This is a genomic window from Streptomyces sp. NPDC048353, assembly GCF_055587165.1.
Window position 1 is genome coordinate 157,494 of sequence record NZ_JBVJGU010000004.1, and the last position, 26,968, is coordinate 184,461.

At 73.8% G+C, this 26,968-nt stretch carries 17 protein-coding genes; 9 read left to right on the forward strand and 8 right to left on the reverse strand.

Annotation, left to right across the window (positions count from 1 at the left end; translation table 11 throughout):
* Window positions 1–183 precede the first annotated feature (183 nt).
* Both ACZ6RC_RS15950 and ACZ6RC_RS15955 read left to right on the forward strand, forming a co-directional pair.
* Window positions 184–1,872, forward strand: a complete 1,689-nt coding sequence (locus tag ACZ6RC_RS15950) for a sigma-70 family RNA polymerase sigma factor (RefSeq protein ID WP_453620151.1) — start codon at window positions 184–186, stop codon at window positions 1,870–1,872.
* Between the two features lie 263 nt (window positions 1,873–2,135).
* Window positions 2,136–4,493 carry a SpoIIE family protein phosphatase gene (locus ACZ6RC_RS15955; protein WP_469583174.1) on the forward strand — a complete coding sequence of 786 codons (2,358 nt, stop codon included), beginning with the start codon at window positions 2,136–2,138 and terminating at the stop codon, window positions 4,491–4,493.
* A 118-nt stretch (window positions 4,494–4,611) separates the two neighbouring features.
* Here ACZ6RC_RS15955 and ACZ6RC_RS15960 read toward each other — a convergent pair whose 3' ends face one another.
* Window positions 4,612–5,208 (reverse strand): DUF1349 domain-containing protein, encoded by a 597-nt coding sequence (locus ACZ6RC_RS15960; protein ID WP_469583177.1) that lies wholly within the window; start codon window positions 5,206–5,208, stop codon window positions 4,612–4,614.
* Between the two features lie 278 nt (window positions 5,209–5,486).
* Between ACZ6RC_RS15960 and ACZ6RC_RS15965 the strand changes: the two genes are divergently transcribed.
* Window positions 5,487–6,224 carry a helix-turn-helix transcriptional regulator gene (locus ACZ6RC_RS15965; protein WP_469583180.1) on the forward strand — a complete coding sequence of 246 codons (738 nt, stop codon included), beginning with the start codon at window positions 5,487–5,489 and terminating at the stop codon, window positions 6,222–6,224.
* 295 nt (window positions 6,225–6,519) lie between these two features.
* Here ACZ6RC_RS15965 and pstS read toward each other — a convergent pair whose 3' ends face one another.
* Window positions 6,520–7,641: a phosphate ABC transporter substrate-binding protein PstS gene (gene pstS, locus ACZ6RC_RS15970; protein ID WP_391138136.1), complete on the reverse strand. Its 1,122-nt coding sequence runs from the start codon at window positions 7,639–7,641 to the stop codon at window positions 6,520–6,522.
* 219 nt (window positions 7,642–7,860) lie between these two features.
* Here pstS and ACZ6RC_RS15975 point away from each other — a divergent pair, with 219 nt between their 5' ends.
* From ACZ6RC_RS15975 to ACZ6RC_RS15985, 3 genes are all read left to right on the forward strand, one after another.
* Window positions 7,861–8,082: a hypothetical protein gene (locus ACZ6RC_RS15975; RefSeq protein ID WP_365714933.1), complete on the forward strand. Its 222-nt coding sequence runs from the start codon at window positions 7,861–7,863 to the stop codon at window positions 8,080–8,082.
* A gap of 93 nt (window positions 8,083–8,175) precedes the next feature.
* On the forward strand, window positions 8,176–8,610 hold the full coding sequence (locus tag ACZ6RC_RS15980) for an ArsR/SmtB family transcription factor (RefSeq protein WP_469583185.1): 435 nt from the start codon (window positions 8,176–8,178) through the stop codon (window positions 8,608–8,610).
* Between the two features lie 116 nt (window positions 8,611–8,726).
* Window positions 8,727–10,121: an MFS transporter gene (locus ACZ6RC_RS15985; RefSeq protein WP_469583188.1), complete on the forward strand. Its 1,395-nt coding sequence runs from the start codon at window positions 8,727–8,729 to the stop codon at window positions 10,119–10,121.
* Here ACZ6RC_RS15985 and ACZ6RC_RS15990 read toward each other — a convergent pair.
* Genes ACZ6RC_RS15990 through ACZ6RC_RS16010 form a run of 5 tightly spaced genes read right to left on the reverse strand, consistent with a single transcriptional unit; the run spans window position 10,084 to window position 17,715 of the window.
* On the reverse strand, window positions 10,084–13,158 hold the full coding sequence (locus ACZ6RC_RS15990) for an alpha-mannosidase (protein WP_469583191.1): 3,075 nt from the start codon (window positions 13,156–13,158) through the stop codon (window positions 10,084–10,086). The genes ACZ6RC_RS15985 and ACZ6RC_RS15990 overlap by 38 nt on opposite strands.
* A gap of 13 nt (window positions 13,159–13,171) precedes the next feature.
* Window positions 13,172–14,452 (reverse strand): glycoside hydrolase 5 family protein, encoded by a 1,281-nt coding sequence (locus ACZ6RC_RS15995; RefSeq protein WP_469583194.1) that lies wholly within the window; start codon window positions 14,450–14,452, stop codon window positions 13,172–13,174.
* Window positions 14,449–15,504: a carbohydrate ABC transporter permease gene (locus ACZ6RC_RS16000; RefSeq protein WP_469583200.1), complete on the reverse strand. Its 1,056-nt coding sequence runs from the start codon at window positions 15,502–15,504 to the stop codon at window positions 14,449–14,451. The genes ACZ6RC_RS15995 and ACZ6RC_RS16000 overlap by 4 nt, the downstream gene beginning before the upstream one ends.
* 2 nt (window positions 15,505–15,506) lie before the next feature.
* Window positions 15,507–16,379, reverse strand: a complete 873-nt coding sequence (locus tag ACZ6RC_RS16005) for a carbohydrate ABC transporter permease (protein WP_469583203.1) — start codon at window positions 16,377–16,379, stop codon at window positions 15,507–15,509.
* A gap of 55 nt (window positions 16,380–16,434) precedes the next feature.
* On the reverse strand, window positions 16,435–17,715 hold the full coding sequence (locus ACZ6RC_RS16010; protein WP_469583206.1) for an ABC transporter substrate-binding protein: 1,281 nt from the start codon (window positions 17,713–17,715) through the stop codon (window positions 16,435–16,437).
* Between the two features lie 273 nt (window positions 17,716–17,988).
* Between ACZ6RC_RS16010 and ACZ6RC_RS16015 the strand changes: the two genes are divergently transcribed.
* From ACZ6RC_RS16015 to ACZ6RC_RS16025, 3 genes are all read left to right on the forward strand, one after another.
* On the forward strand, window positions 17,989–19,008 hold the full coding sequence (locus tag ACZ6RC_RS16015) for a LacI family DNA-binding transcriptional regulator (RefSeq protein WP_469583209.1): 1,020 nt from the start codon (window positions 17,989–17,991) through the stop codon (window positions 19,006–19,008).
* A gap of 299 nt (window positions 19,009–19,307) precedes the next feature.
* Window positions 19,308–21,743 carry an endo-beta-N-acetylglucosaminidase gene (locus ACZ6RC_RS16020; protein ID WP_469583212.1) on the forward strand — a complete coding sequence of 812 codons (2,436 nt, stop codon included), beginning with the start codon at window positions 19,308–19,310 and terminating at the stop codon, window positions 21,741–21,743.
* 316 nt (window positions 21,744–22,059) lie between these two features.
* Entirely contained in the window at window positions 22,060–26,292 is a 4,233-nt protein-coding gene (locus tag ACZ6RC_RS16025; protein WP_469584305.1) for a molybdopterin-dependent oxidoreductase, read from the forward strand.
* Here ACZ6RC_RS16025 and ACZ6RC_RS16030 read toward each other — a convergent pair.
* Entirely contained in the window at window positions 26,286–26,789 is a 504-nt protein-coding gene (locus ACZ6RC_RS16030; RefSeq protein WP_391138103.1) for an Lrp/AsnC family transcriptional regulator, read from the reverse strand. The two genes, ACZ6RC_RS16025 and ACZ6RC_RS16030, sit on opposite strands and share 7 nt — an antisense overlap.
* Window positions 26,790–26,968: the final 179 nt, after the last annotated feature.

The following is a 26,968-nucleotide window of genomic DNA, read 5'->3' on the forward strand; positions in this document are numbered from 1 at the left end:
GGCGGGGTGTACGGCCGAGGGGCTTCCGGGGCGGTGTACGGCCGGTGGCGGGCCGGACACGGTGGGTCGCGCGCGCCGGGCCGGAAAAGAATCTTCGGTGGTTTCTGTTATCGGCTGGACGCCCTGCGGTCTCCCCAGTGTTGGGCATCGACAACAGGCAGGACAGGCAGCGTGAAACAGGACATGGGCGTACAGAGCGGTACGGATCTGGTCAGGGCGGCGCAGAGCGGGGACCTGCGGGCGCAGGACGAGCTCGTGGCCGCCTACCTCCCCCTGGTCTACAACATCGTGGGCCGGGCGATGAACGGCCACCACGACGTCGACGACGTCGTGCAGGAGACGATGCTGCGCGCGCTCGACGGGCTCGGCGGTCTTCGCTCCCCGGACAGCTTCCGGTCCTGGCTGGTCGCCATCGCCGTGAACCGCGTCCGCGCCCACTGGCACGCGCAGCAGACCGGGCTGCGTCCCGGCGTCCTCGACGACGCCCATGACGTCGCCCAGCCGGGCGCCGACTTCGTCGACCTGACCCTGGTCCGGCTGAACCTCTCCGGTCAGCGGCGCGAGACCGCCGAGGCGACCCGCTGGCTGGAGCCGGACGACCGGGCCCTGCTCTCCCTGTGGTGGCTGGAGTGCGCCGGGGAGCTGACCAGGCACGAGGTGGCGGCCGCCCTCGAACTCTCGACGGAGCACACCGCGGTCCGGGTGCAGCGGATGAAGGCGCAGCTGGACGCCGCCCGGGTCGTCGTCCGGGCGCTGTCGGCGCACCCGCTGTGCCAGACCCTCGCCTACGAGACCGGCGGCTGGGACGGCCACCCCTCGGCGCTGTGGCGCAAGCGAATAGCCAGGCACGCCCGCGGCTGCGCGCACTGCGCGGGCCTGTGGAGCGGCCTGGTCCCGGCGGAGGGGCTGCTCGCCGGACTCCTGCTGGTCCCCCCGGCGGCGCTGCTCCTCGCGAACGTCCGCGAGAGCGCCGGCTTCGGCCTCGCCGCCACCGCCTCCCTGCCCTCCGCCACGGCGGCCGGGTCCGCCGCGCCGGGCGTGTCCGGCCCCTCCCGCTCGGCGCGCCACCGCGCCGGGGGCAACGGCGGCTCCGCCGAGGCGGGCTCCCGGGGGGCCCGCCGCCGCCAGCAGAAGCGCGCCCGCCGCCGGGCCGTCGTCGCGGCCGGAATCGCGGTGGTGGCGGTCACCGGCGGTTCCTTCTACCTGGTCACCGGGCCCGAGGGGGAGGGCGACACCGTCGACGCCGCCCGCGCTGCGGCTCCCGGGGCGGCTCTCCCGCCCGCGCTCGACCCGACCACCTCCTCGCCGTCCGCCACCCTGCCGGCGTCGAAGTCGGCGACGCCCAGCCCGAGCAAGAGCCCGTCCGCGTCCGCAAGCCCCTCCGCGAAGGCCACGCCCAGCAAGGCGCCCGCCCCCCGCACCTCCTCGCCCGCGTCGAGGCCCGACCCGGAGCCCACCCGTACGCGGGCGCGCACGCCGGCCGGGGCGCGCCCGGACTCGACCGCCCAGCAGGTGATCGACATCGTCAACACCGAGCGCTCGAAGGCGGGGTGCGGCCCGCTGACCGGGAACGCCCTGCTGGACCAGGCCGCTCAGCGCCACTCCGAGGACATGGCGGCGCGGGACTACTTCGACCACACCAACCCCGACGGCGACGGTCCGGGTGAGCGCGTCACCGCCACCGGATACCGCTGGACGACCTACGGCGAGAACATCGCCATGGGGCAGCGGGACGCGGCGCAGGTGATGGAGTCCTGGATGAACAGCCCCGGTCACCGGGCGAACATCCTCAACTGCTCCTTCAAGGAGATCGGCGTCGGCATCCACACGGCCGGCGGACCGTACTGGACGCAGGTGTTCGGCGCCCGCTGACGCGGCGGGGCGGCCGCCCGAGGCGGCGCGCTCGGTGCCGGGGCCGCCGGGGCGCCGCTCCGGGACGCCCGGGGCGGCGGGTGCCGGGGAGCCGTCGGCGGGGGAGCGGCGCCGTCCCCGCCGACGCACGGTGCGTGCCGCTCCCGGTGTGGGGCCCGTTCGGACGGCCCGGCCGTTGCCGTGGCACACCGGTGCGTCACGGTCCTTTTTCGGGCCCGGTGAGAAAGGATCTTCGGTACGGAACGAGCGGTGAGGTGGAGGCAGTGACCGGCACACGGATCAACGTCCCCGCGACCGACGGACGTGGGCACGCGCGCTCGGTTCGGCTGATGCTCGTGGTGGGCTTCTCTCTGGGAGTTCTGGGGCCGACGCTGCACAACTTCACCCTCGCGGGGGTGGGCGCCGACCTCGGCATGGGAGCGGCCACGCGGGCCATGACCCAGGTGCTGGTGGTGTGCGCCTCGCTGACCGGGCTGTTCCTTGCGGGCCGGGCCGTCGACATCCACGGAACACGCCGCGTGGTTCTGGTGTCGCTGCTCGGCTCATGTGCGGGCGGAGCCGTCGTGGTGTCGGCGCCGAACACGTGGTCGTACGGCGTCGGCCTGGCCGTGGAGAGCGCCTCGATCATGGGAGCGGTGGCCGGGTACGTGGCCTCGGTCCCCGTACTGCACCTGACGGGACGTCTCCACCACGCCGTGGGGGCGGCCTTCGCCGTCCTCGCCGCGGCCCTGATGGCCGGGGTGTTCCTCGCGCTGGTCGCCGAGCGGGCCGGCGGCTGGCGGGCGGTGGAGGCAGTCCCCCTGGCGGTCTCGGTGGTTCTCTTCCTCACCGCCGTCCGCGTGCTGCCCGCGACGCCGGCGGAGACAGGACCTCCGCTGGTCCCGCCGGCCTTCGGAGCCGGGTGCGCGGTGACCGTCCTGCTGGGCGGAACCCTGCAGGCGATCCCGCTGCGTGACTGGCTCGACGCCACGGTGGTCGGGCTGCTCGTGGTGGCGCTGGCCGTGCTGACCGTGTCCTGCCTGCCCACGCTCCCCTCCCGGCGAGCCCGGACCCGTCGGCGCGAGGCGGACCGGCGGGGGGTGTGGAATCCGGGCTCGGTCGTGGGCGCGGCCGTCCTGGCCGGGGGCGTGTGGGGGTTCGGACAGTCGGCGTCCGCGACCGTGCTGCTGGTGCTGCTCACCGAACGCGGCAGTACGCCGGAGGAGAGCATGCTGGCGTGGATGGGCTTCGGCGCGGGGTTCGTCGCCGCCGGCCTCTACGCCATGCGCCGTGCGGTGGCCGCGCGGACGGCTTCCGCTCTCGGTCTGACCCTGGCGGCGGTGAGCACGGCGTTGCTGCCGGTCGTGCCGTACGACAGCGGTCCCCTGGCGATCGTCCTCGCGGCTCTGCTCGCCGCCGGCATCGCGTTCGGGGTCATCCTGGCGCAGGTGCCCTGGGCCACCCGCCTTCTGGTCGCCCTGCCCGCACGTGGGCGCGGGGTGGTGGCGACGGCCTACCCGGCGGCAGTGGTCCTGGGCGGCGCGGCGGTCAGCGGCATCCCTTACGGGTCGGAGATCCCGCAGGCCACGCGTGAGGTCACCCTGCACGGCCTGCTGTGGGTCACGGTGACCATCTTCGCGCTGGCCGCCGTCGTGCTCGGCCGCTCCGCGACGGCCATCGCCGTCGCGGGCGCCGCGCTGGCGCAATATCTGCTGGTCACCGCCGTCAGTGACAACCGCTACGCCCGGCGTCCGCTGTCGATGACGGCCTTTCTCGTCACGGGGGTCATCGTCGGTCTGGCCGTATGGGCGCGGGGCCGGCAGACCGAACGGCTGGCCCGTGTCCGGGCCGGGGCGACCGCTCTGCAACAGGCGGTCCTGCGGCCCCTGCCGGCCCGCGCCGGAGATCTCACGGTGTCCGGTCTGTACCGGCCCGCGACCGCCGACGTCGGCATCGGCGGCGACTTCTACGATGTCGCGCACACCCCCTTCGGGACGCGTGTCCTGATCGGCGACGTACGAGGCAAGGGGCTGCAGGCGGTGGAGACCGTCGCCGACATCCTGGGCTGCTTCCGCACCCAGGCCCACGAGACCGCCGACCTCACCGAACTCGTCGCGCGACTCGACCGCCACCTCACCCGTGCCGCTCTCGTCCGCCGGGACGGCGAGCTGTTCGCCACCGCGCTGCTGCTGGAACTGTCCGACGGCGCCGACCATCTGGCCGTCGTCAACTGCGGTCATCCGTTTCCGCTGGCGATCGGCCCTGGCCCCCGGGTCCGGGAAGTGGAGGTACCGGCCCTGCTGCCGCTGGGATGCGGGCTCCTCGTACCGGACGCCCTGCCCGCTCCCACGCCGGTGGAGCTGGCCCGTGACACGGTCCTGCTCCTGTACACCGACGGCCTCAGCGAGGCCCGCGACGCCTCCGGCGCCTTCTACCCGATCACCGAGCGTCTGCGCGACCTTCCGGGCGGGGACCCCGGCGCCCTGGTGTCGTACGTGATGGACGATCTCACGCGCTGGACACACCGCCTCGCGGACGACGTCGCTCTCATCGTCCTCTCCCGAACCGGCCCCCCGTCCTCCTCGCACGACGCGCCGAGCGAGGAGGACGGGGCCGGGCGGGACGTTCCGGACACCCCTTAGCGGGTCCGGAAGCGGCGGTAGAGGTTGCGGGCCGGGGGCGACCCGCCGGCATCCTCGTCGTGGCCGAAGCCACGGCACACCAGCCGGGCGCCGCTCCGTGACGGGGCCGGGGAGGCCCTCACCTGCCGTCGGAGAGGTGGCCCAGGCGGGTCGGCATCAGGCGGACGGAGTCGAAGACGACCTGGCATCCCTCGCCCACGGGCGACTGGACCTCGATGCCGACCCGGGGAGCGGACGGGGCGTCAAGGGCGAACTGCCGCACCAGGCGCCAGGTGGTGCCGTCGGCCGAGGTATGGAAGGCGAAGCCGCCGTCGAGGCGGCTGATCCGCAGCCAGAGCGCGGCGCCGTCGACGGGGACGCCGACGGCGTCGTCCGAGCGGCCGCGGGTGACGACCGAGAACACGGCCGGTGTGCCGTCCGGCGCCTGCTCGAAGTTGAGCTTCGCCCAGTGGTCGTCGTCGGACCAGACGATCAGCGCGCCGGCGTCCCAGCTCGCCCGGAACCCGACCCGCACCCGGGCCGAGAACTGCCAGTCGCCGTCCGGCGGGACGGCGAGGGCGCGGGCGGCGTCGCGGGTCGACGCGCCGGTCAGCGGATCGGCGAAGACATCGGTACGGGCCGCGGCGGTGACGGTCAGGGTGCCGTCGCTCACCGACCAGGAGGCGGGCGCCACGGCCCAGGTGGCACCGGGAAAGGGCGCGGGGGAGTCGATCATGCGGCCACCTTCGCAAGCGGACGGCCCCGACGGCCAGGGAAAGTCTTCGGGAGTCCATGGAAGTCGTCCGAGAATCCAAGTCCCGGCGCCGCGAGCCATGGTGACCCGCAAGGCGTGGCGAGGAGCGGGTCGCTCGCACCCGGAGGATTCGGCGGATGCACCGGGAGCCGCCCGGGGCGGGCCGTCGCCGCGTCCCGGGGGGCGCGTGCGGCCCCGGGCTCGTAGGCTGGCCGTGAGCGACCATGACCGACCATCACCGGCTGGGCACGGAGGGCAGCGTGGACTTACTCCCCGTGGCGGACGTCGACCGGCTGCTCGCCGTCGTCGCCGACTGTCACTCCGCCCGCACACTGCCCGAACTCGGCGCCCGGCTCACGGAGTCGCTCGCCGGGCGGCTGGAGTTCCGCAGCGCCGCCGTCCTCAGCGGGGACACGCGGCCCCGGCTCTTCCGGGACGCGACGGCGCAGGCGTCGGGGCTCGCGGTGCCGACCATGGATCCGTACCGGGAACGCTTCCACCGGCTCGATCCCATCGCCCTCGCCGCCTCGGGGCCGTACGGCCGGGCGGCCGACCGGCCCCTGACCCTGCTCGACGTGGCGCCGCTGCTGGCGGGTGAACGGCGGTCGTACGTCGACGACTTCCTGCGGCCGGCCGGGATCGGCGCGGTCATGGCGAAGTCGTGGGCGTGCCCCGACCGGGACATCGTCTTCGGGGTCGCCCTCTTCGACGAGGACGAACACGCCTTCGGCGCCCGGGAGACCACCCTGCTCGGGTCGCTCGGGCCCGCGCTCCTCCGGGTCGCCGCGGGGCTGCTCGATGCCAGGCCGCCGTGGGCGGGGCTGCTCACCCCGCGCGAGACGGAGGCGGTCGCGCTGCTGAGCGAGGGGCTGACGGACGAGCAGATCGCCGGTCGGATGGTCGTGGACGTCGGGACGGCGAAGAAGCACCTGGCCGCGGCGCGACGCAAGTCCGGCGCCCCGAACCGTGTCGCCCTGGCCCGCGCCTGGGCGGGCTGACCCCGGCTGCCCCGGCCGCGCCTCTCCCCGGTCGCCCGGTCGCCCCGGCCGCGCCGCTTTCCGGCCCGCCGCCTGGTTCGCGCGCGATGATGCCGGTCCGGCCCCCCGTGCCGGACCGACCCAAGAGGAACGTGGAGTTCCTCTCGCGCGGCCCTCAGGATCGCCGATCACGCGGGGCGCGGCCATGGGCCGAAAGAGGAAGATCGCGGCCCCGGGCCCGAGGCGGGCCCGTGAGGGCGGTGAGCGGAGGCTCCGGACGGCGGGCCGCGGCCCCCGCGGCGCTTCCCCGCTCGCCTCAGGACAGCGTGCCGACGACCTCCCGCACCTGAGTCGCCACGGAGGCGGGCAGCGGGGCGTAGTGGATCGACGGCAGCTGCTTCTGCCCCTCCTCCCCGGCGGTGTACGCGAGGAAGGACTTCAGCGCCGGGAGGGTCTCCGGCGCGTTGCCGGTGTCGCAGACGATCTCGTACGTCACCAGGACGATCGGGTATGCCCCCTCCGCCGAGGTCCGGTACTCCAAGGTCAGGGCCAGGTCCTTGCCCTCGCCGGCGATCTTCGCCTCGGCGATGCCCCGCGAGGCGCTCGTGGTGCTCGGCGCGACGGGCCGGGAGGCCCCGGTCGCGATCCGTACCGTGTCGATCTTCCGCTTGGCGGCGAAGGACAGCTCGAAGTAGCCGATCGCGCCCTCGGTCTGGGCGACCGTCGTGGAGACGCCGTCGGAACCGTTGCCCGACTGGCCGCCCTCCGCCTGCCACTTCTTGTCCGCGGGGTACGGCCAGGCTCCCCGGGCCGCGCTCTTCAGATAGGCGTTCAGGTTCTGCGTGGTGCCGGAGTCGTCGGCGCGGTGGACCGGGATCACCGGCAGGTCCGGCAGCGTCCTGCCGGGGTTGAGCCGCTGGATCGCCGGATCGTTCCAGCGGGTGATCCGGGCGTCGAAGAGGCGGGCGAGGGTCCGGGCGTCGAGCACCAGGTCCGACACCCCCGGCAGGTGGTAGCCGATGGCGATGGGGCCGCCGGCCATGGGCAGGTCGATGGCCCGGCCGCCCGCGCAGACCCCCTCGCTGTACTCCGCGTCCTCGGCGCTCAGCGCCTGGTCCGTGCCGCCGAACGCGGTGGCCCCGCGCAGGAACTGGGCGACCCCCGCGCCCGACCCCAGCGGGTTGTAGGCCACCTCCACCCCCGGACAGGCGAGGCGGTACTGCTGGATCCAGCGCTTCATCGCGTTCTGCTGGGCCGAGGAGCCGGACCCGCGGACCTTGCCGGAGGCGGCACACTCGACGTCCGGTACGGGGGCGGCGGCGGACGCCCCGCGCGCGTCGGCGGAGCCGCCCGCGCCGCAGGCCGCGAGCAGCAGCGTCGCCGCCATCGCGGCGGCCGCCGCCCGGCGGTTCGTCCGTCCCGTTCCTCGGAGCTGCACCGTGATCCTCCCTGGGCCTGCGCGGATGTCCGGCCGCGGCGCACGCCCGGCGGCCCGGTGCGACGATGATCACCGACATCCGGGAGCGGAAGGTGGAGCGAAGGTGAACGGGAGGGGTCGTCCGGGCGGCCGTCGGGGGGTGCCGTCCAGGGCCCTTCACACCGGACGAGCGTTCGAGACTGTTCCTGGGTGTGTCCGGCGGCGCATACTGGGCTCACGATGACGAACCGATCCGCGCCCCGGCGCCACCTGCCCACCAGCCCCTTTGCGGCCCCTTCCGACCCTGTGATCAAGGATTTCTCCGTCGGCGACCGCGTGTCCCACGACCGTCACGGTCTCGGGACGGTTATCGGCCAGGAAGCGACGGGCGCTCTTCTCGTCGACTTCGGAGCCAGCCGACTCCGCATCCTGAGCCCGTACAAGGGCATGCACAAACTCTGATGCCCTGAGAAGCCCCGCCCCCGGTGTACCGCGCCGGGGGCGGGGCTTCTGTGTGCTGCGGGGGCTCTCGGCGGCGGTGCCTACGATGGGCGCATGCCAGAACGCGAGGGACACCCGACGGCGAGCGGGGCGGGCGTGCCCGGCGCCGCCCCCGGGGCCCCTCCGGTGCCGGGCGGGGCCCCCGCGGGCCTTCCGGCGCCCGGCGCCCACCAGCGCACCCCCGGTGCCCCCGAGCTCACCGCCGCGGCCGGGGTGTTCGCGCTGCTCGCGGATCCCACCCGGCTGCACCTGATGTGGCTGCTGACGCGCGGGGAGGCCGATGTGACCGCCCTCGCCCGGGCGTGCGGGGCCGCGCGGCCGGCCGTCAGTCAGCATCTCGCCAAGCTGCGGCTCGGCGGCCTGGTCCAGCACCGCAAGGACGGTCGGCGGGTGGTCTACACCCTGCCGGACGGGCACATGCGCCGCCTCGTGGTCGAGGCGATCAGCCATGCGGACCACCAGGTGACCGGCGAACCCTGGCACGACTGACGCCCTCCCGGAAGGGCCCCCGGCCCTCGCGCGCATCCTCCACGATTCAACACGTGCGCACGTGTGCACATGTCCGTTACGGTGGTGTCCTTCCGTCGCTCAGCGAGGGGGGGCCCGTGCTCGCCGTCCTGCGCCACCGCACCTACCGGCACCTCCTCGCCGCCCAGGTCGTCGCCCTGGCCGGCACCGGCCTGGCGACCGTCGCGCTCAGCCTCCTCGCCTACGACCTCGCGGGAACCGACGCCTCCGCCGTCCTCGGCACCGCCCTCGCCCTCAAGATGACCGCCTACATCGGCATCGCACCCGCGATCGGCACCCTCGCCGACCGCGTACCCCGGCGGGCGCTGCTGGTCGCGTCGGACCTGATCCGCGCGGCCGCCGCCCTCGCACTGCCGTTCGTCACCCAGGTGTGGCAGGTCTACGCCCTGATCCTGCTGCTCCAGGCCGCGTCCGCCGCCTTCACCCCCACCTTCCAGGCCACGATCCCGGACGTCCTGCCCGACGAGCGCGACTACACCCGCGCCCTCTCCCTCTCCCGGCTCGCCTACGACCTGGAGAACCTGTGCAGCCCCGCCCTCGCCGCGGGCCTGCTGACCTTCCTCTCCTCCGAGCGGCTCTTCGCCGGAACGGCCCTCGGCTTCCTCGCCTCGGCCGCGCTCGTGCTCTCCGTCGTCCTCCCACGGCCCCGCCCCGTCGAGCGCGTCGGCGGTCTGTGGGCGAAAGCCTCCTTCGGCACCCGGCTCGTCCTCGCCACGCCCCGGCTGCGCGCCCTCCTCGCGCTCGATCTGGCCGTCGCCGCCGGCGGGGCGATGGTCCTCGTCAACACCGTCGTCCTGGTACGCGACACCCTCGGCCGCTCCGCGGGCGACGTCTCCCTCGCCCTCGGCGCGTACGGCGCGGGCTCCATGCTGGTGGCGCTCCTCCTGCCCCGCGTCCTGGACCGGATCCGCGAGCGGGCGGTGATGCTGCCGGCCGTCTTCGCCCTGACGGCCGTCCTGGCGCTCCTGGCCCTCGCCCCGGCGCTGGGGCCGCCGTCCGGCCCGTCAGCCGCTGGCCCGGGCCCCGCCACGGCCGACTGGGCCTGGCCCGCCCTGCTGGCCGCCTGGCTGCTCCTGGGGGCCGCCGGCTCCGCCGTCCTCACGCCCGCCGGGCGGATCGTGCGCCGCTCGGCGCGCGCCGCGGACCTGCCCGCCGTGTTCGCCGCCCGGTTCTCCCTCTCGCACGGCTGCTGGCTGCTCGCCTATCCGCTCGCCGGCTGGACGGCCGCCCGCGCGGGCCAGACCGCCTCGGCGGCCGTCCTGACCGGGGTCGCCCTCCTCGCCGCCCTCGCCGCCGTCCGCCTGTGGCCGCGCACGGGCCCGGACGCCCTGGAACACGTCCATCCCGAACTGGCGCCGGACCACCCGCACCTGGCAGGGGCGGACCGGCGCCACGCTCACGACTTCCGGATCGACTCCCTGCACCCCCGGGGCGTCACCGCTCGGCCCGCGAGCGGGCGAAACGCAGCGTGACGAGCTGGAACGGGCGCAGCCGCAGCTCCACGGCGCCGTCCGTCGCCGTCCGCACGTCGGCGTCCGAGGTGTCGGCCAGCGGACGTTCCAGCAGGTCGCAGACCTCCACCCCGCCGAAGCCCGGGGCGGCGGTGGTCAGCCGGGCCGAGGCGCGCCCGCCCCGGGACTCGTAGACCCGGACCACCAGATCACCCGTGCGGTCGTCCGCCAGCTTCACGGCGCTGACCACCACGGCGTCGTCGTCCACGGCGACGAGCGGAACGACCTCGGCGTCGCCCGGCACCCGCCGCTCGGGCAGATTGACGCGGTGGCCCTCCCGGACCGCGTCCCCGATCCCCGCGCCGGGGACCAGGGCGTGCCGGAACCGGTGCACCCCCTGGTCGGTGTGCGGATCGGGGAAGCGCGGCGCGCGCAGCAGCGAGACCCGGACCGTCGTCGTGGTGCCGCGGTCCTCGGGCCGCACGGTCCTGGTCACGTCGTGACCGTAGGTGGAGGCCGTGACGAGCGCGACGCCCCAGCCCGGCTCCTCCAGATGCACGAAGCGGTGGTTGCAGGCCTCGAACTTGGCCGCCTCCCAACTGGTGTTGGTGTGGGTGGGCCGGTACAGATGGCCGAACTGCGTCTCGGAGGCGTAGCGGTCGGTGTGCACGTCGAGCGGGAAGGCGGCCTTGAGGAACTTCTCCGTCTCGTGCCAGTCGACCTCGGTCTCCAGGTCGAGACGTTTCACCCCGGCGGTCAGGGTGAGGGTCTGCACCGCCCGCGAGGCGCCGAAGGACCGTACGACGCGGACCGACGCCGCCCCGGGTGCGTCGGCGGCGAGCGTCACCTCGTCCGCCCCCGTCAGATCGGTGACCGTGTTGCGGTAGAACGTGTCGACGTCCCAGGCGTCCCACATGTTCGGGAAGTCCGGGTGGATCTGCAGCAGGTTCGCCGCCGTGCCCGGGGCGATCGCCTCGCGCCCGCCCGCCAGATCGACCAGCGACACCACCAGGCCGCGGGCGTCCACGACCACCCGCAGCAGCCCGTTGGACAGGACGTACCCGCCCTCGTCGGCCGGCTCCGCGGTACAGCCGCCGGCCTCCGCCGCGACCGTACGGGCACCGCCCGCCCGGACGCCCGAGCGCGCGTGCGGCGCCGCGTTGAACACCACCTCGCCCCGCCCCCGGCCGCCCGCCCCGCCGCCGTCCTCGACGAGCGCCCGCTGGGCCCGCTCCACGATGCCGGTCAGCTCCTCGGCCACCGCCGCGTACGTCCGCTCCGCCTCCCGGTGCACCCAGGCGATCGAGGAGCCCGGCAGGATGTCGTGGAACTGGTGCAGCAGCACCGTCTTCCAGATCCGGTCCAACTCCTCGTACGGATAGCGGAACCCGGTCCGGACGGCGGCGGTGGCGGCCCACAGCTCCGCCTCGCGCAGCAGGTTCTCGCTCGTCCGGTTGCCCTGCTTGGTCTTCGCCTGACTGGTCAGCGTCGCCCGGTGCAGCTCCAGGTACAGCTCGCCGACCCAGACCGGCGGGTGGGGGTACTCCGCCTCCGCCCGGGCGAAGAACTCCGCCGGCCGCTCCCAGCGCACCCGCGCCGAGCCCTCCAGATCCCGCAGCCGCGCGGCCTTCGCCACCATCTCCCGCGTGGTCCCGCCGCCACCGTCCCCCCAGCCGGTCGGCGCGATCGAGTGCCGCGCCCGCCCCTTGTCCTTGAAGTTGCGGGCGGCGTGGGCGATCTCCTTGCCGTGCATCGAGCAGTTGTACGTGTCCACCGGCGGGAAGTGGGTGAAGATCCGCGTCCCGTCGATGCCCTCCCACCGGAAGGTGTGGTGCGGAAAGGAGTTCACCTGACTCCACGAGATCTTCTGGGTCAGCAGCCACTTCGAGCCCGCCGCCTTGATGATCTGCGGCAGTCCGCCCGCGAAGCCGAACGTGTCGGGCAGCCACGCCTCCTCGTTCTCGACCCCGAACTCCTCCAGGAAGAACCGCTTCCCGTGCACGAACTGCCGGGCCATCGCCTCGGACCCCGGCATGTTGGTGTCCGACTCCACCCACATACCGCCCGCCGGGACGAACCGGCCCTCCGCGACCGCCTTCTTCACCCGCGCGTACACCTCGGGCCGGTGCTCCTTGATCCACGCGTACTGCTGCGCCTGCGACATCGTGTAGACGAAGTCCGGCTCGTCCTCCAGGAGGGCGGTCATGTTCGCGGTGGTCCGCGCCACCTTCCGCACCGTCTCGCGCAGCGGCCACAGCCAGGCCGAGTCGATGTGCGCGTGCCCCACCGCGCTGATCCGGTGGGCCGACGGCTCGGCGGGCGACGCCAGCACCTCCGTGAGGCGGGAACGGGCGGCGGCGGCCGTGCCGTTGACGTCCTGGAGGTCGATCGCGTCCAGGGCCCGCTCCACGGCCCGCAGCACGTCCCAGCGGCGCGCGCCCTCCGGCGGCAGCTCCGCCATCAGCTCGCCGAGGACCTCCAGGTCGATCACCAGCTGCCACACCGTCTCGTCGAGGACCGCCAGGTCCATCCGTGCCAGGCGGTACTGCGGGGCGTCCCCGGCGGTCTCCTTCTCGCCCAGCGGGGTCGGCAGGAAGGGGTGGTAGTCGAGGATCACCGGATTGGAGGCGGCCTCGACGTGCAGCAGCACCTCCTCGCCGCCGGTCGCCGGAGCCGCGATCCGTACCCACTGGTTGCGCGGGTTGAGCCCCTTCACCGGTGAGCCGTCGGGGCGGTAGACCAGCCCCTCGCACTGGAAGCCGGGCATGTTCGCGTCGAAGCCCAGGTCGATCAGGGCCTCGACGGTCCGCCCCGCCCACGCCGCCGGCACCGTCCCCGACACCGTCAGCCAGCTCGTCCCCCAGGGCGCTCCCCAGGCGTCGCCGACGGAGATCGGCGTACGGGGGGCGGCGAGGCCCTCGGCCACCGGCACCGGTTCGTCCGGCGCCGTCCAGATCCCCACCTCCAACGGCACGGACTCCGGGTACACCGCCGGACGGATCCGCTCGTCGAGGACCCGCTTGAGACGGGACTCGATCAGGCTGCGGTCGTCGTGCATGCAGTTCGCTCCCTCACGTGAAGGTGGGTCCGGCCCGGCCGAGGTCGTCGGCCGTGACCGTCTCGGTGATCCCGCGTCCGGTGAGATGCTCCCGGTCCGAGGCGCGCGAGGCCAGCACGACCGTCGGCCTGGCGCCGTCGGCCGCCAGCCGCATGAACGCCTCGAAGAACCGCCCGCCCGGCGCGCAGACCGAGCGCTTCGGCGCCGCGTCGGGCAGGTCGAGGACGAGTGCGGTGGTCCGGGGCGCCGGCCGATGGGCCCGCCCGCGCAGCTCGGCGACCATCCGGGCGAGGGCCCGCCCGGCCGGCTTCACCTCGCGCGCGGTGGTCAGCAGGCCGAGGCCGTACTCCAGCTCGGGGAAGTCGGCGAGCGCCCGGTCGACATCGTGGGAGCACCACCAGGTGACCCCCCACAGCCCCGGACAGTCGAGCGCGGCCTCCACCGTCGTCCGGGTGAACTCCGCGGCCCGGTCGGCGGGGACGTGCGGGGCGGGCGCGCCGACCTCCTGCAGCCACACCGGCCGGCCGGGGTCCTCGGCCCAGGCCTTGGACAGCTCGATCAGATAGGCGGCGTGCTGCCCGGTGGCGAACGAGTCGGAGCCGTAGCGCTGCGCGGTGCCGTTGAAGACCCACGAGTGCACGGCGGTCGCCGCGCCGATCCGCGCCGCGTGCGCGGGGGTGAAGGGGTGGTCGTCGAGGTACCAGGCCGCGTCGTAGGCGGCGTGCAGATGGGCCCGCCCCGGGGCGCCCTCCTCGCACGCCGCCAGCATCCGGCGCAGCCAGCGCTCCGCCTGGGCGGGGGAGATCCGGTCGGGGTCGGGGTGCGGGTCGCCGGAGAACTGGTCGATCTCGTTGCCCAGCGTCATGCCGAGGAAGCCGGGCCGGTCGGCGAGCGCCGTGGCGAGGGTGCGCAGATAGGCGGCCTGGCCGTCGAGCACCTCGGGGTCGGTGAAGATGTTCCGCCGGTGCCAGGTGACGGTCCAGGACGGCAGGAAGTCGAAGCTGGAGAGATGGCCCTGGAGTCCGTCGACGGCGACGTCCAGGCCGCGTTCGGCCGCCGCGTCGACGAGCAGGACCAGCTGCTCGACCGCGCGCGGGCGGATCAGGGTCCGGTTCGGCTGGAAGACGGGCCACAGCGGGAAGACCCGGACGTGGTCCATGCCGAGGCCGGCGATCGAGTCCAGGTCGGCGCGCACGGCGTCGAGATCGAAGTCGAGCCAGTGGTGGAACCAGCCCTGCGTGGGCGTGTAGTTGACCCCGAAACGGGGGTCCGGAGCTTCGTGTGGGGGGTTCATCCCTTGACCGCGCCTTCCTCGACGCCTCGGAAGAAGAACCGCTGGAGCACGGCGAACACGGCGACGATCGGCAGGAAGGCGATCATGGTGCCGGCGGCGATCAAGCGGGGGTTGGCGGAGAACGTGCCGTTGAGGTACTGCAACCCCACCGTCAGGGTGTAGCGGGAGGGGTCGTTGAGAACGATGAGGGGCCAGAGGAAGTCGTCCCAGGCCCCGATGAAGGTGAAGATCACGACCACGCTGAGCATGCCCCGGACGTTCGGCAGCCCCACGTGGACCAGCCGCTGCCGGACGTTCGCGCCGTCGACGAGCGCGGCCGCGTCGAGGTCGGGCGGGATCGCCCGGAACGCGGTGTACATCAGCAGCACGTTCAGCATGGCGATCGCGCCGGGCAGGGCGACCCCGAGCAGGGTGTCGGTCAGACCGAGGCTGCGGACGGTCACGTACTGCGAGACGATCGTGACCTCCCCGGGCAGCACGAGCGTGGCGAGGAAGAGACCGAGCACCAGCCGGACGCCCCGGAACCGCAGGCGGGCCAGGGCGAACCCGGCGAGGGTGGCCCCGACCACGTTGCCGACGACCGCGACGGCCGCCACCACGAGGGAGTTGGCCGCGTACGTCCACACCGGGATGGTGTCGGCGACCTTGCCGTAGTTGGCGAGGGTCGGATCGCGGGGCAGGAAGTCGGGCGTACGCGAGAACACGTCCTCGCCCGGGCCCTTGAGGGAGGTGGACAGCTGCCACAGGAACGGGCCGACGGTGAGCAGCAGGACGAGCACGAGCAGGGCGTAGCGCACCGCCTTCTCGGCGGGCGAGGGGGTGGCGAAGCCCCGTGCCGTAGCTCGGCCGTGTCCGGAAAGTCCCGCCTGGCCCGCGACGCCTGGCCCGCGCCCTCGCCGCGTTGTCGGGATCACCCGAGTACGCCCGGTACGAGGGCGACCCTCCGCCTTGCGATCGCACGCACCAGACGCCGCGGGCCCTGCCCTGCGGGCAGACGGCGCTACTTTCCGGACACGACCGCCCGCCCGCCGGCCGCTTCGCGCGGATGCCATCGTCAGGCCCCCTTCCGGTTCAGCCGGGCGAGGAGCAGCATCGGGCCGACGGTGATCACGAAGAGGATCAGGCTGAGGGCGGAGGCGTAGCCGATGTGGCCGGTGAAGCCGCGGCTGTACATCTGGATGAGCATCACCACCGACATGTCGTGGCCGCCCGGGCCGCCGGTGCCGTCGGACAGGACGTACAGCTCGGAGAAGACCCGCAGCGCGGAGACCGAGATGAGCACCGAGACCAGCATCATCGCGGGGCGTACCCCGGGGAGGGTGACGTGCCAGAACCGCCGGGCGGCCGAGGCGCCGTCCACGGCGGCCGCCTCGTGCAGCTCGCGGCCGACGTTCCCGAGCGCGGAGAGGTAGATGACCATGTAATAGCCGAGGCCCTTCCAGACGGTGAGGCCGATCGCGCTGAACAACAGCAGCCAGCGGTCGGTGAGGAAGGAGACCGGCCGGTCCGCCAGGCCCAGCTGGCCGAGGAGGCCGTTGAGCAGGCCGCGCTCGTCCAGCACCCACCCCCAGATCAGCGCCACCACGACGGCGGAGGCGACGACCGGGGTGTAGAAGGCGGTACGGAAGAAGGTGATGCCGGGCAGCCTCTTCTCGACGAGGAGGGCCAGCAGCAGGGGGAGCAGGGTCAGCAGCGGCAGGCACACGAGCAGATAGACGATGCTGTTGACCAGCGCGTCGGTCAACTGCTCGTCGTCGAGCGCCCGTTCGTAGTTGGCGAGGCCGGTGAAGTGTCCGCCGCCGAGCGGTCTGGCGTTGGTGAACGACAGGATCACCGTGTTGACGGCGGGCCACAGGTTGAAGACGGCGAGCCAGACCACGGCGGGCCCGGCGAGCAGCCACGGGGTGAACCAGCGCCGGTGGGTCATGGGGGCCTTCCTTGCGGGAGGGGCCGGGGGGACGGCGGGACTTTCCGGACACGACCTAGTCCTTCAGGAGCTGGTTGCCGCGGGCGACCGCCGTGTCCAGGGCCTTTTGGGAGTCGCTCTGTCCGTTGAGGGCGAGCGCGATCTGCTGGTTGACGACCGTCTTGATCGCGTCGTTGGCCTGGACGGGCTCCAGCATGCGGGCCGCGGCGAGCGAGGTGAAGGCGGTGACCTTGGCGGCGCCCGCGTTGCTGCCGTCGCTCGCGCTGAAGAACGGGTCCCCGGCCGACGCCTTCGTGGACGGGAAGACGCTGGTGAGACGGGCGAAGGCGGCCTGGTTCTCGGCGCTGGTCACCCAGCGGGCCAGGGCCAGGGCGGTGGCCCGGTTCTTCGTGCCCTTGGACACGGACAGGCCCTGCACGTACAGCGGCGGCGTACCCATCGCGGGGGAGGAGACCACCTTGGGGGCGAGGCTCGGGTTGTCGGTGGCCAGGGAGGTGATGTAGTTGCCGCCCGCGGTGGTCCAGGCGGCGGTGCCGGAGTTGAACAGCTTGGTGTTCCCGGCGTACGTCTCCGTCAGCACGTCCTGCGGGAGCAGCCCCTCCTTGAAGGCGGCCCGGTAGGTGTCGAGGAGCGCGGCGGCCCGCGGGGTGTTGAAGACGAAGCTCTTGCCGTCGTCGGACATGAGCTTCACCCCGGCGTTGGCGAAGTCCATCAGGCCCGGCTTGCGGCTCATGAGGTACACCGAGCCGTTCGACGCCCGCTTGACGGTCCGCGCGGCGGCGATCAGCCCGTCCAGGTCGGCCGGCGGCTTCTTCGGGTCGAGGCCGTAGCGGGTGAGCAGCTCGGCGTTCCAGTAGTTGACGTCGGTATTGAGGTACCAGGGATAGCCGTACGTGCCGGGCCGGCCGGCGAAGCGGTAGGCGTCGACGCCGCCCCGGACGTAGTCGGCGGCCAGCTCGGGGTCCGCCCCGGACACGTCGAGCAGCATGTCCTGCTTCGCCAGGGGGAGGGCGAAGTCCGGGGGGAGGTTGACGACATCGGGGAGGGTGCCGCCGGCGGCCTGGCTGAGGACCTTGTCGGAGTAGCCCTCGCCGGGCTGGTCGAGCCACTCGACCTCGACCCCGGGGTGCCGCTTCTCGAAGGCGCCGATCACCCCCTCCATGTAGGCCGTGAACTTCGGCTTCAGCGCCCACGTCTGGAGCGAGACCGTGCCGGTGACCTCGCCGCCGGTCGCGTCCCCGCCGTCGGCGCCGCCCGGGTCCCCGAGCCCGCAGCCCGCCAGCGTCGCCGCGGCGATCACGGCCACGGCCGTCCGTATCCAGTGGCTTCTTCGCATCTGAGAGGTCTCCCGGGTCTGGTCCGACGGAGGGCGGTGCGCCGCTAAACCGGTCTAGCGAGGGGGGACTATGCTCCCGCTACACTCCCGTGTCAAGGGAGCGCGGCGCACCGGAGCGGACGCCGGGGGCCCGGACTCGGCGGCCCCCGCGCGCGGACGCCGGGGCCGAAGCGGAAGCCCGGGAAGCCGACGGCTCACGCCCGGCGACCAGGGCGCTCACGCCCGAAAGCCGGGCGGGGGCGCGGGAACCGGAGCGGAACGGAAGGGGCCTGCGTGGCCAGACCGACGATCGCCGACATCGCCCGGCAAGCCGGGGTGTCCAAAGGCGCGGTGTCGTTCGCGCTGAACGGCCGGCCGGGGGTGAGCGAGGCGACCCGGGAGCGCATCCTGCGCGTCGCCGAGGAGATGAACTGGCGGCCCCACAGCGCCGCACGCGCGCTGGGTGGCGCCCGGGCCGGCGCGGTCGGCCTGGTCCTGGCGCGGCCGGCCCGGACCATCGGCCTGGAACCGTTCTTCAGCCAACTGCTGAGCGGCCTCCAGGCGGGCCTCTCGGCGCGCGGGACGGCGCTGCAGCTCCTGGTCGTCGAGGACACCGCGGCCGAGATCGACGTCTACCGCCGGTGGACCTCCGAACACCGCGTGGACGGCTTCGTCCTGGTCGACCTCCAGGTCCGCGACCCGCGCGTCCCGGTCCTCGAGGCGCTGGGCGTCCCGACCGTGGTCATCGGCGGCCCCGGGCGCCACGGCACCCTGCCCAGCGTGTGGGCGGATGACCGGGAGGCGATGGTGTCGATCGTCGACTACCTCGCCGCGCTCGGCCACCGCCGGATCGCGCACCTCGCCGGACTGCCCGCCTTCCAGCACACCCGGCGCCGCATCCGCGCGGTACGCGACAGCGCGCGCCGCCTCGGTCTCGCCGAGGCCGTCTCGCTGCCGACCGACTTCAGCGACGCCGAGGGAGCGGCCGCGACCCGCGCGCTGCTCGCCCGGGCGCAGCGGCCGACCGCGATCATCTACGACAGCGACGTGATGGCCGTCGCCGGCCTGGGCGTGGCCGGCGAGATGGGGGTGGCGGTGCCCGGCGCGCTGTCGATCGTCTCGTTCGACGACTCCGCGCTCGCCCGCATCGTCCACCCCTCGCTCACCGCGCTGACCCGCGACACCTTCGCGCTGGGCGAGCAGGTCGCGCGGGCGCTCCTCGCCGTCGTCGACGACCCGGCGAGCGCGGGCGACATCAAGAACCCGACCCCGAGGCTCACGGTCCGCGAGAGCACGGCGCCCCCGGCCCCTTGACCCCGCCGACTAAAGCAGTTTAGCCTCCCGGGTCGTGACGGCCGACGGTGCGGGCCGGCCGTACGAAGGCCCCGCCGGGGCCGGGGCGGGACCCGGACCGGACCGACCACGACCCCCACCCAGGGCCCCCACCCGGGGGCCCCAACCCTCGCCCCCGTCCGAGCCCCGGCCCCGGTCCGGGTCGCCCACCGCACCGCCCCCTACGCCGACCGCCGCCGCCCCCACCCCCGTACGTCAAGCACCTCCAGTACCTCCCGTACACCCAGCACCCCCACCCTCCCGCTGGACCGGAGTATCGGATGAGACGTCACCTCCCCCTCCTGCTGATCACGGCGCTGATCGCCGCCCTGCTCGGCCTCGCCCCGTTCACCCCCCACGCGCCGCTCGCGCCGGTGGCGCACGCCGCCGCCCCCGCCGCCGGGGACCAGCCCTACGCCTCCTACTGGCACCCGAACACCCTTCTGGACTGGGACCCGGCCACCGACCCCGACGCCCGGTTCAACCGCTCCCGCGTCCCCCTGCGGCCCCGGGTCTCCGACCCCGCGCTCAAGGCCAACCCCAACGCCCGCGCCGGCGAGGCGAAGATCGCCTCCCTGGTCTCCTTCGGCCCCACCTCGAACAACCCCTCCCAGGGCTCGGTCGACCCGCACTCCTACGCCTTCGGCCACTGGCAGTACATCGACACCCTGGTCTTCTGGGGCGGCTCCGCGAGCGAGGGCCTGATCCTCGCCCCGAACGCGACCGTCATCGACGCCGCCCACCGCAACGGCGTCAAGGTCTACGGCACCGTCTTCTTCCCGCCGACCGCGTACGGCGGCCAGATCCAGTGGGTGCGCGACTTCGCCCGGAAGACCGGCTCCACCTACCCGGTCGCCGACAAACTCGCCCAGGTCGCCCGGCACTACGGCTTCGACGGCTGGTTCGTCAACCAGGAGACCGCGGGCGGCGACGCGGCGCTCGCCGGCGAGCTGCGCGAGGTGATGCGGTACGCCCGCTCCCTCGGCCCCGTCGAGTTCATGTGGTACGACGCGATGGCCGAGTCCGGTGCCGTGAGCTGGCAGGACTCCCTGACCTCCGCCAACGACGCCTTCCTGCAAGAGGGTTCGCGGCGGACCTCCGACGCGATGTTCCTCGACTTCGGCTGGAGCGCCGCCGGCCTCGGCTCCTCCCGCACCCTCGCCCGCTCCCTCGGCCGGAGCGAGTACGAGCTGTACGCGGGCATCGACACCGAGGCGAACGGATACGACACCTCCGTCCCCTGGGGTTCGGTCTTCCCCGCCGGACAGCCGCACGCCGCCTCCCTCGGCATCTACCGGCCCGAATGGACCTTCACCTCGTCCACCGGACGCGCCGACTCCCAGGCCCGGGAAGCCCGTTACTGGGACGGCGCGAACGGCGATCCCTCGAACACCACCACCACCTCCGCCTGGAAGGGCCTCGCCCACTACGTCCCCGAGTCCTCCGCCGTCACCGCCAAACCGTTCGTCACCTCCTTCGGCGCCGGCCAGGGCGACTTCTTCCACTCCGGGGGCGTCCGGGTCTCCTCGGGCGGCTGGAACAACCTCTCCCTCCAGGACGTACCGCCCACCTACCGCTGGCTCGTCAGCTCGACCGGCACGCGCCTCACCCCGTCGATCGACTTCTCCGACGCCTACGAAGGCGGCTCCTCCCTCCGGCTGACCGGCACCCTGGACGCCGTCAACACCGTCCGGCTCTACCAGACGAAGCTCCCCGTCGCCGCCGACACCACGCTCTCCCTCGTGGTCAAGACCCCCACGGCGGGGCCCACCCGCCTCGCGGCCGCCGTCTCCTTCACGGACGCGCCGACCGACTTCACCACCCTCGACCTCGGGGCGAACGCCACCACCGGCTGGGAGCGCAAGTCCCTCGACCTCTCCGCGTACAGCGGCCGGACCATCGCCCAGATCGGACTCCGGACCGTGGGCACCGCCGCCTCGTACGACGTTCGGGTCGGCCAGATCGCCGTGTACGACGGGACGGTCGACGCCGCCGCCGCGCCGACCGGAGTCACCGTGCTCGGCACCACCGACGTGAGCCCCGGCCGGAAGTCGCTGCGCCTGGCCTGGACGCCGTCGGCGTCCGGAGCGGTCCACCACTACGAGGTGTACCGGCGCAACGCGGACGGCACCCGCACCTTCCTCGGCGGCACACCCAACGACGCCCTCTTCGTGCCCCGGCTCGACCGGGCGGGCACGGAGACCGCCACGACCGTCGAGGTCGAGGCCGTCTCCACCGAGTACGGCCGCTCGCCCGCCGCGGCCACCACCGTCGCCTGGTCGGCCCCCACCGGCGCCAACCTCGCGCTGAACCGCCCGGCCACCGCCTCCGGCCGGTGCGCCACCGCCGAGGGCCCGGCCAAGGCCGTCAACGGAAGCGTCTCCGGCGGCACCGCCGACAAGTGGTGCACGACCACGACCGCCCGGTGGCTGGAGGTCGATCTCGGTTCCTCCCGTACCCTCGACCGCTTCGTCGTCCGGCACGCCGGCGCGGGTGGTGAGGACCCGGCCTGGAACACGCGCGACTTCACGATCAAGGTCCGCGGCTCCACCGCCGACCCGTGGACCACCGCCGTGACCGTCACCGGCAACACGGCGGCGACGACCACCCACCCGGTGACCCGCGCCGCCCGGTACGTACGCCTGGAGATCACCCGGCCGACGCAGACCGCGGACCCCGCGGCCAGGATCTACGAATTCGAGGCCTGGGGTTCCTGACCCGGGCGAGGGGGCGGCGGATCCGCCGCCCCCTCACGCGGACTCCGATGATGCGAAGGGCAGTCGTTTCCGCAGGTCGGCGGCGGTGTGCCGCCCGCAGACCCCCGCCCTCACACCCTTGCCCGCCTCTCTGTGTGACGCGCGTTACGGATCATGATCGGCCCGGTTGACACGGATGTAACGGCCGTTCCGTACCGTCGGGATCCGATCGGTTCCACAGAGAGGCGCCCCGGTGACGACGCAGGACGAGCGGGCCCCGCGGCAGGATGCCGAGCAGGTACGGACCGTCTGTTCCTACTGCGGCGTCGGCTGCGGCATGCTCCTCGACATCGGCAGGGGACCCGACGGCCGTCGTACCGTCCTCAGGGCGACGGGCGACAAGGACCACCCCGCGAACGCAGGCCGGCTCTGCACCAAGGGCGCCACCACCGCCGACCTCCTGGCCGCCCCCGGCCGGCTCACCACCGCCCTCGTCCGCCCCACCCGCGACGACGCGCCCGTCCCCACCGCCACCGACGACGCCCTCGCCGACACCGCCCGCCGCCTGCGGGCGATCGTCGACGAGCACGGCCCCGACGCCGTCGCCCTCTACGTCTCGGGACAGATGAGCCTGGAGGCGCAGTACCTCGCCAACAAGCTCGCCAAGGGCTTCCTCGGCACCAACCGGATCGAGTCCAACTCGCGGCTCTGCATGGCGAGCGCCGGCACCGGCTACAAACTCTCCCTCGGCGCCGACGGCCCGCCCGGCTCCTACGACGACTTCGAGCGGGCCGACGTCTTCCTCGTCATCGGCTCCAACATGGCCGACTGCCACCCCATCCTCTTCCTGCGCATACGGGAACGCGTCAAGGCCGGCGCCAGAATGATCGTCGTCGACCCCCGGCGCACCGCCACCGCCGACAAGGCCGACCTCTTCCTGCGCATCAAGCCCGGCACCGACCTCGCCCTGCTCAACGGGCTGCTGCACCTGCTGTACGAGAACGGGCACACCGACCCCGGCTTCATCGCCGACCACACCGAGGGCTGGGAGGCGATGCCCGCCTTCCTCGCCGACTACCCGCCCGCCACCGTCGCCGCGATCACCGGCATACCCGAGCAGGACATCCGTACCGCCGCCGCCTGGATCGGCGAGGCCGGCGAGTGGACCAGCTGCTGGACCATGGGCCTCAACCAGTCCACCCACGGCACCTGGAACACCAACGCGCTCGTCAACCTCCACCTCGCCACCGGCGCGATCTGCCGCCCCGGCTCGGGCCCCTTCTCGCTGACCGGCCAGCCCAACGCCATGGGCGGGCGGGAGATGGGCTACATGGGCCCCGGCCTCCCCGGCCAGCGGTCCGTCCTGGTGCCCGAGGACCGCGCCTTCATCGAGGAGCTGTGGGACCTCGCGCCCGGAACACTCCGCGAGGACGGCTCGGGCCGCGGCACGGTCGACCTGTTCCGGCGGATGGCCGACGGCGAGATCAAGGCCTGCTGGATCATCTGCACCAACCCGGTCGCCTCCGTCGGCAACCGCCGGACCGTGATCGAGGGGCTGCGCGCCGCCGAACTCGTCATCACCCAGGACGCGTTCGCCGACACCGAGACCAACGCGTACGCCGACGTCGTCCTGCCCGCCGCCCTGTGGACCGAGACCGACGGCGTACTGATCAACAGCGAACGCAACCTCACCCTCGCCCAGGCGGCCGCCGATCCGCCCGGCGAAGCGATGGCCGACTGGCGGATCATCTCCCGCGTCGCCCAGGCCATGGGGTACGAGAAGGCGTTCGCGTACGACACCGCCGAGGAGGTCTTCGAGGAGATCAAGCGCGCCGGGAACCCGCGGACCGGCTACGACCTCGGCGGAGCGACCTACGCGCGGCTGCGCGCCGGATCCGTCCAGTGGCCCGCCGCCGAGGGCGGCCCCGCCCGCAACCCGATCCGGTACGTCGACGACACCGGCGCCGGGCCTGTCTTCCCCACGCCGAGCGGCCGCGCCGTCTTCCACCCGCGCCCGCACGTCGACCCGGCCGAGATGCCCGACGACGACCACCCCTTCGTCCTCAACACCGGCCGCCTCCAGCACCAGTGGCACACGATGACCAAGACGGGCCGGGTCGCCAGACTGAACAAGCTGAACCCCTCGCCCTTCGTCGAGGTGCACCCCGACGACGCCGAACGCCTCTCCCTCCGGGAAGGCGACCGGGTCGAGATCGCCTCGCGCCGCGGCAGGGCGGTCCTCCCCGCGGTCGTCACGGACCGGGTCGCGCCGGGCGCCTGCTTCGCGCCGTTCCACTGGAACGACCTGTTCGGAGCGGACCTGAGCGTCAACGCCGTCACCAACGACGCGGTCGACCCGCTCTCCTTCCAGCCCGAGCTGAAGGTGTGCGCGGTGGCCCTGACCAAGGTCGCGACGGCGGAAGGGGAAGCGGCGACGGCGGCGGAAGAGACAGCGGCGACGGCGGCGGGGGAGGGAGCGGCGACGCCGGGGGAGACGGGCCGGGGGGCCGCGCCGCCCGGGCCGAGGCTGCCCGGCGCCTTCGTGGCCGGCCCCGGAGCCGGCCTCGCGGCCGTGATCCCGGGTTCCGCCCCCGCCGCTCTGCTCCCCAGCGCCGTCCTGCCGGCCGGTCCCGCTGCCGCCTTCGGTCTCGCACCCACCCCGCCGCCCGTCCTCTCCGAACGGGAGCGGCAGTACCTCGTCGGCTTCCTCGCCGGTCTGGAATCGGGCGCCCCGGGCATCCCCGTCCTGCCCCCGGGTGCACCCTTCGTCGAGGAGCACGCCCGCTGGGTGAACGGGGTCCTCGCCGGTCTGTACTCCCGTACGCCGGGCGACACCGCCTCCGCCCCGGCGCCCGGGGCGCGGACGGCGGCCCGCGAGATCGTCGTGCTGTGGGCCTCGCAGACCGGCAACGCCGAGGAGTTCGCCGCGGCCACCGCCGACCGCCTGACGGCGGCCGGGCACCGGGCCGCCCTCGCCGGCATGGACGAGGCCGACCCCCGGGCCCTGCCGCCCGCCGCCGATCTGCTGCTGATCACCAGCACGTTCGGGGACGGGGACGCGCCGGACAACGGCTCGGGGTTCTGGGACGCGCTGACCGCCCCCGACACACCCCGCCTCGACGGCCGCCGGTACGCCGTCCTCGCCTTCGGCGACTCCTCCTACGCCGACTTCTGCGGGCACGGCCGGCGCCTGGACCGGCGGCTGGACGAGCTGGGGGCCGTACGCCTGGCGCCGCGCACCGACTGCGAACCGGACTACGAGCCGTCCGCCCACGCCTGGCTTGACCAGGTCCTCGCGGGCCTCACCGATCCCACCGACATCGCACGCCTCACTGACCCCACCGACCTCGCAAGCCTCTCCGATGCCGCCGCTCCCGTCGCCTCCGGGAACGGACCGCTGACGCCCCCCGTCCCCGCCCCCGCCGCCGTCCCCGCCCGGGCCTCCCGTCCGAAGCCCGCGCCGGTCCTCGCCCGGCTCACCGGCAACCGGCTGCTCAGCCTGCCGGGCGCGGGCAAGGAGGTACGGCGGTTCACCTTCGACACCAGCGGCAGCGAGACCCCGCTCCTCTACGAAGCCGGCGACGCCCTCGGCGTACACCCCGTGAACTGCCCCGACCTGGTGGCCGAGTGGCTGGCCGTCACCGGCCTGGACGCCGGGGCGCCCGTCGCACTGCCCGGCCTCGGCGCCATCCCCCTGGGCGAGGCCCTGCACCGCCACCTCGACATCACCCGGCTCACCCCCGCCCTCCTCGGCTTCGTCACCGAACGGACCGGGGACCGGGACCTGAAGCGGCTGCTCCGCCCCGACAACAAGGACGGGCTGGCGCAGTGGTCCTGGGGCCGGCAGGCCGTCGACGTGATCGCCGAGCACCCGGTCCTGGCCGGCGCGCAGGAGTGGGCCGAGGTGCTGGGGCGCCTGCAGCCCCGCCTGTACTCGATCTCCTCCAGCCCGCTGACCGACCCGTTCCGGGTCTCGGTCACCGTCTCCGTCGTCCGCTACGAGAACCGCCGGGGCCACCCCCGCAAGGGCGTCTGCTCACCGTTCCTCGCCGACGCGGGACCCGGCGCCGCCGTCCCGGTCCTGGTCCGCGCCGCCCCGCACTTCCGGCCGCCGCCGGACCCCGCCACCCCGATGGTGATGGTCGGCCCCGGCACGGGCGTGGCGCCGTTCATCGGGTTCCTTGAGGAGCGCCGGGCCCTCGGCCACACCGCGCCGAACTGGCTCTTCTTCGGCGAACAGCACCGGGCCACCGACTTCTACTACGAACAGGAGCTCACCGCCCTCCTCGCCGACGGCACCCTGGACCGTCTGGACACCGCCTTCTCGCGCGACCAGCGCGCCAAGGTGTACGTCCAGGACCGGATGCGCGAGCGCGGACCGCAGCTCTGGTCGTGGCTGCGCTCGGGCGCCCACTTCTACGTCTGCGGTGACGCCGCGCGGATGGCCGGGGACGTGGACCGGGCGCTGCGCGACATCGCCGTCGCGCACGGCGGCCTGGACGAGGAGGCCGCAGCCGCGTACGTCAAGCGGCTCGCCGCCGAGAAGCGTTACGTCCGCGACGTCTACTGACCCCGTACGGCCTCGCCGTCCGAGCGGCCCGCTGCCGACCCCACGGACTCGACCAGCGGCAGGAGCCGGTACGGGACGCGTTCGCGCAGCGCCATCTCCGTACGCGTGCGGACCACGCCGGGCAGCCGGATCAGCCGCTGGATGACGTCCTCCAGATGGCCGTTGTCCCGGGCCACCACCCGGGTCAGCAGATCGCCCCCGCCGGTGATCGAGAAGGCCTCCACGATCTCCGGTACGGCGGCGAGCGCGTCGCCCACCTCGTCCAGACGCCCCTGGGTCACCTCGATGTGGACGAAGGCGAGGACCGGATGCCCGAGCGCCGCGGGGGAGAGGAACGGGCCGGTCGCCATGATCACCCCGTCGCGTTCCAGCCGGTCGATGCGCGCCTGCACCGTCCCGCGCGCCACCCCGAGGATCCGCGCGTACTCCCGCACGCTGGTGCGCGGCTGCCCGATCAGCAGACGCAGGATGCGCGTGTCGAGCTCGTCCACCGCCATGGTCCGTTGGCTCCCTTCTGGCCGAGATCTACCCGCGAAGACTGTACCAATGGCATAGCGTCCCGCCGCCGAGTTGAGCCAGTGGGTGATCAGGTGTTTTCCTCGGGGTACAGACGTACAGATGGCGCCGCGCACGCGCCGCACCGGCGACGAGGCCGGTGCCGGACCCGCGGCGCCTT

Bases quoted from the DNA above. Each gene is read 5' to 3' on its own strand.
- ACZ6RC_RS15950 (WP_453620151.1), top strand. From the start codon at position 184: ATGGGCGTACAGAGCGGTACGGATCTGGTCAGGGCGGCGCAGAGCGGG.
- ACZ6RC_RS15960 (WP_469583177.1), bottom strand. From the start codon at position 5,208: ATGATCGACTCCCCCGCGCCCTTTCCCGGTGCCACCTGGGCCGTGGCG.
- ACZ6RC_RS15975 (WP_365714933.1), top strand. From the start codon at position 7,861: ATGACGAACCGATCCGCGCCCCGGCGCCACCTGCCCACCAGCCCCTTT.
- ACZ6RC_RS15980 (WP_469583185.1), top strand. From the start codon at position 8,176: ATGCCAGAACGCGAGGGACACCCGACGGCGAGCGGGGCGGGCGTGCCC.
- ACZ6RC_RS15990 (WP_469583191.1), bottom strand. From the start codon at position 13,158: ATGCACGACGACCGCAGCCTGATCGAGTCCCGTCTCAAGCGGGTCCTC.
- ACZ6RC_RS15995 (WP_469583194.1), bottom strand. From the start codon at position 14,452: ATGAACCCCCCACACGAAGCTCCGGACCCCCGTTTCGGGGTCAACTAC.
- ACZ6RC_RS16000 (WP_469583200.1), bottom strand. From the start codon at position 15,504: ATGGCATCCGCGCGAAGCGGCCGGCGGGCGGGCGGTCGTGTCCGGAAA.
- ACZ6RC_RS16005 (WP_469583203.1), bottom strand. From the start codon at position 16,379: ATGACCCACCGGCGCTGGTTCACCCCGTGGCTGCTCGCCGGGCCCGCC.
- ACZ6RC_RS16010 (WP_469583206.1), bottom strand. From the start codon at position 17,715: ATGCGAAGAAGCCACTGGATACGGACGGCCGTGGCCGTGATCGCCGCG.
- ACZ6RC_RS16020 (WP_469583212.1), top strand. From the start codon at position 19,308: ATGAGACGTCACCTCCCCCTCCTGCTGATCACGGCGCTGATCGCCGCC.
- ACZ6RC_RS16025 (WP_469584305.1), top strand. From the start codon at position 22,060: ATGCTCCTCGACATCGGCAGGGGACCCGACGGCCGTCGTACCGTCCTC.
- ACZ6RC_RS16030 (WP_391138103.1), bottom strand. From the start codon at position 26,789: ATGGCGGTGGACGAGCTCGACACGCGCATCCTGCGTCTGCTGATCGGG.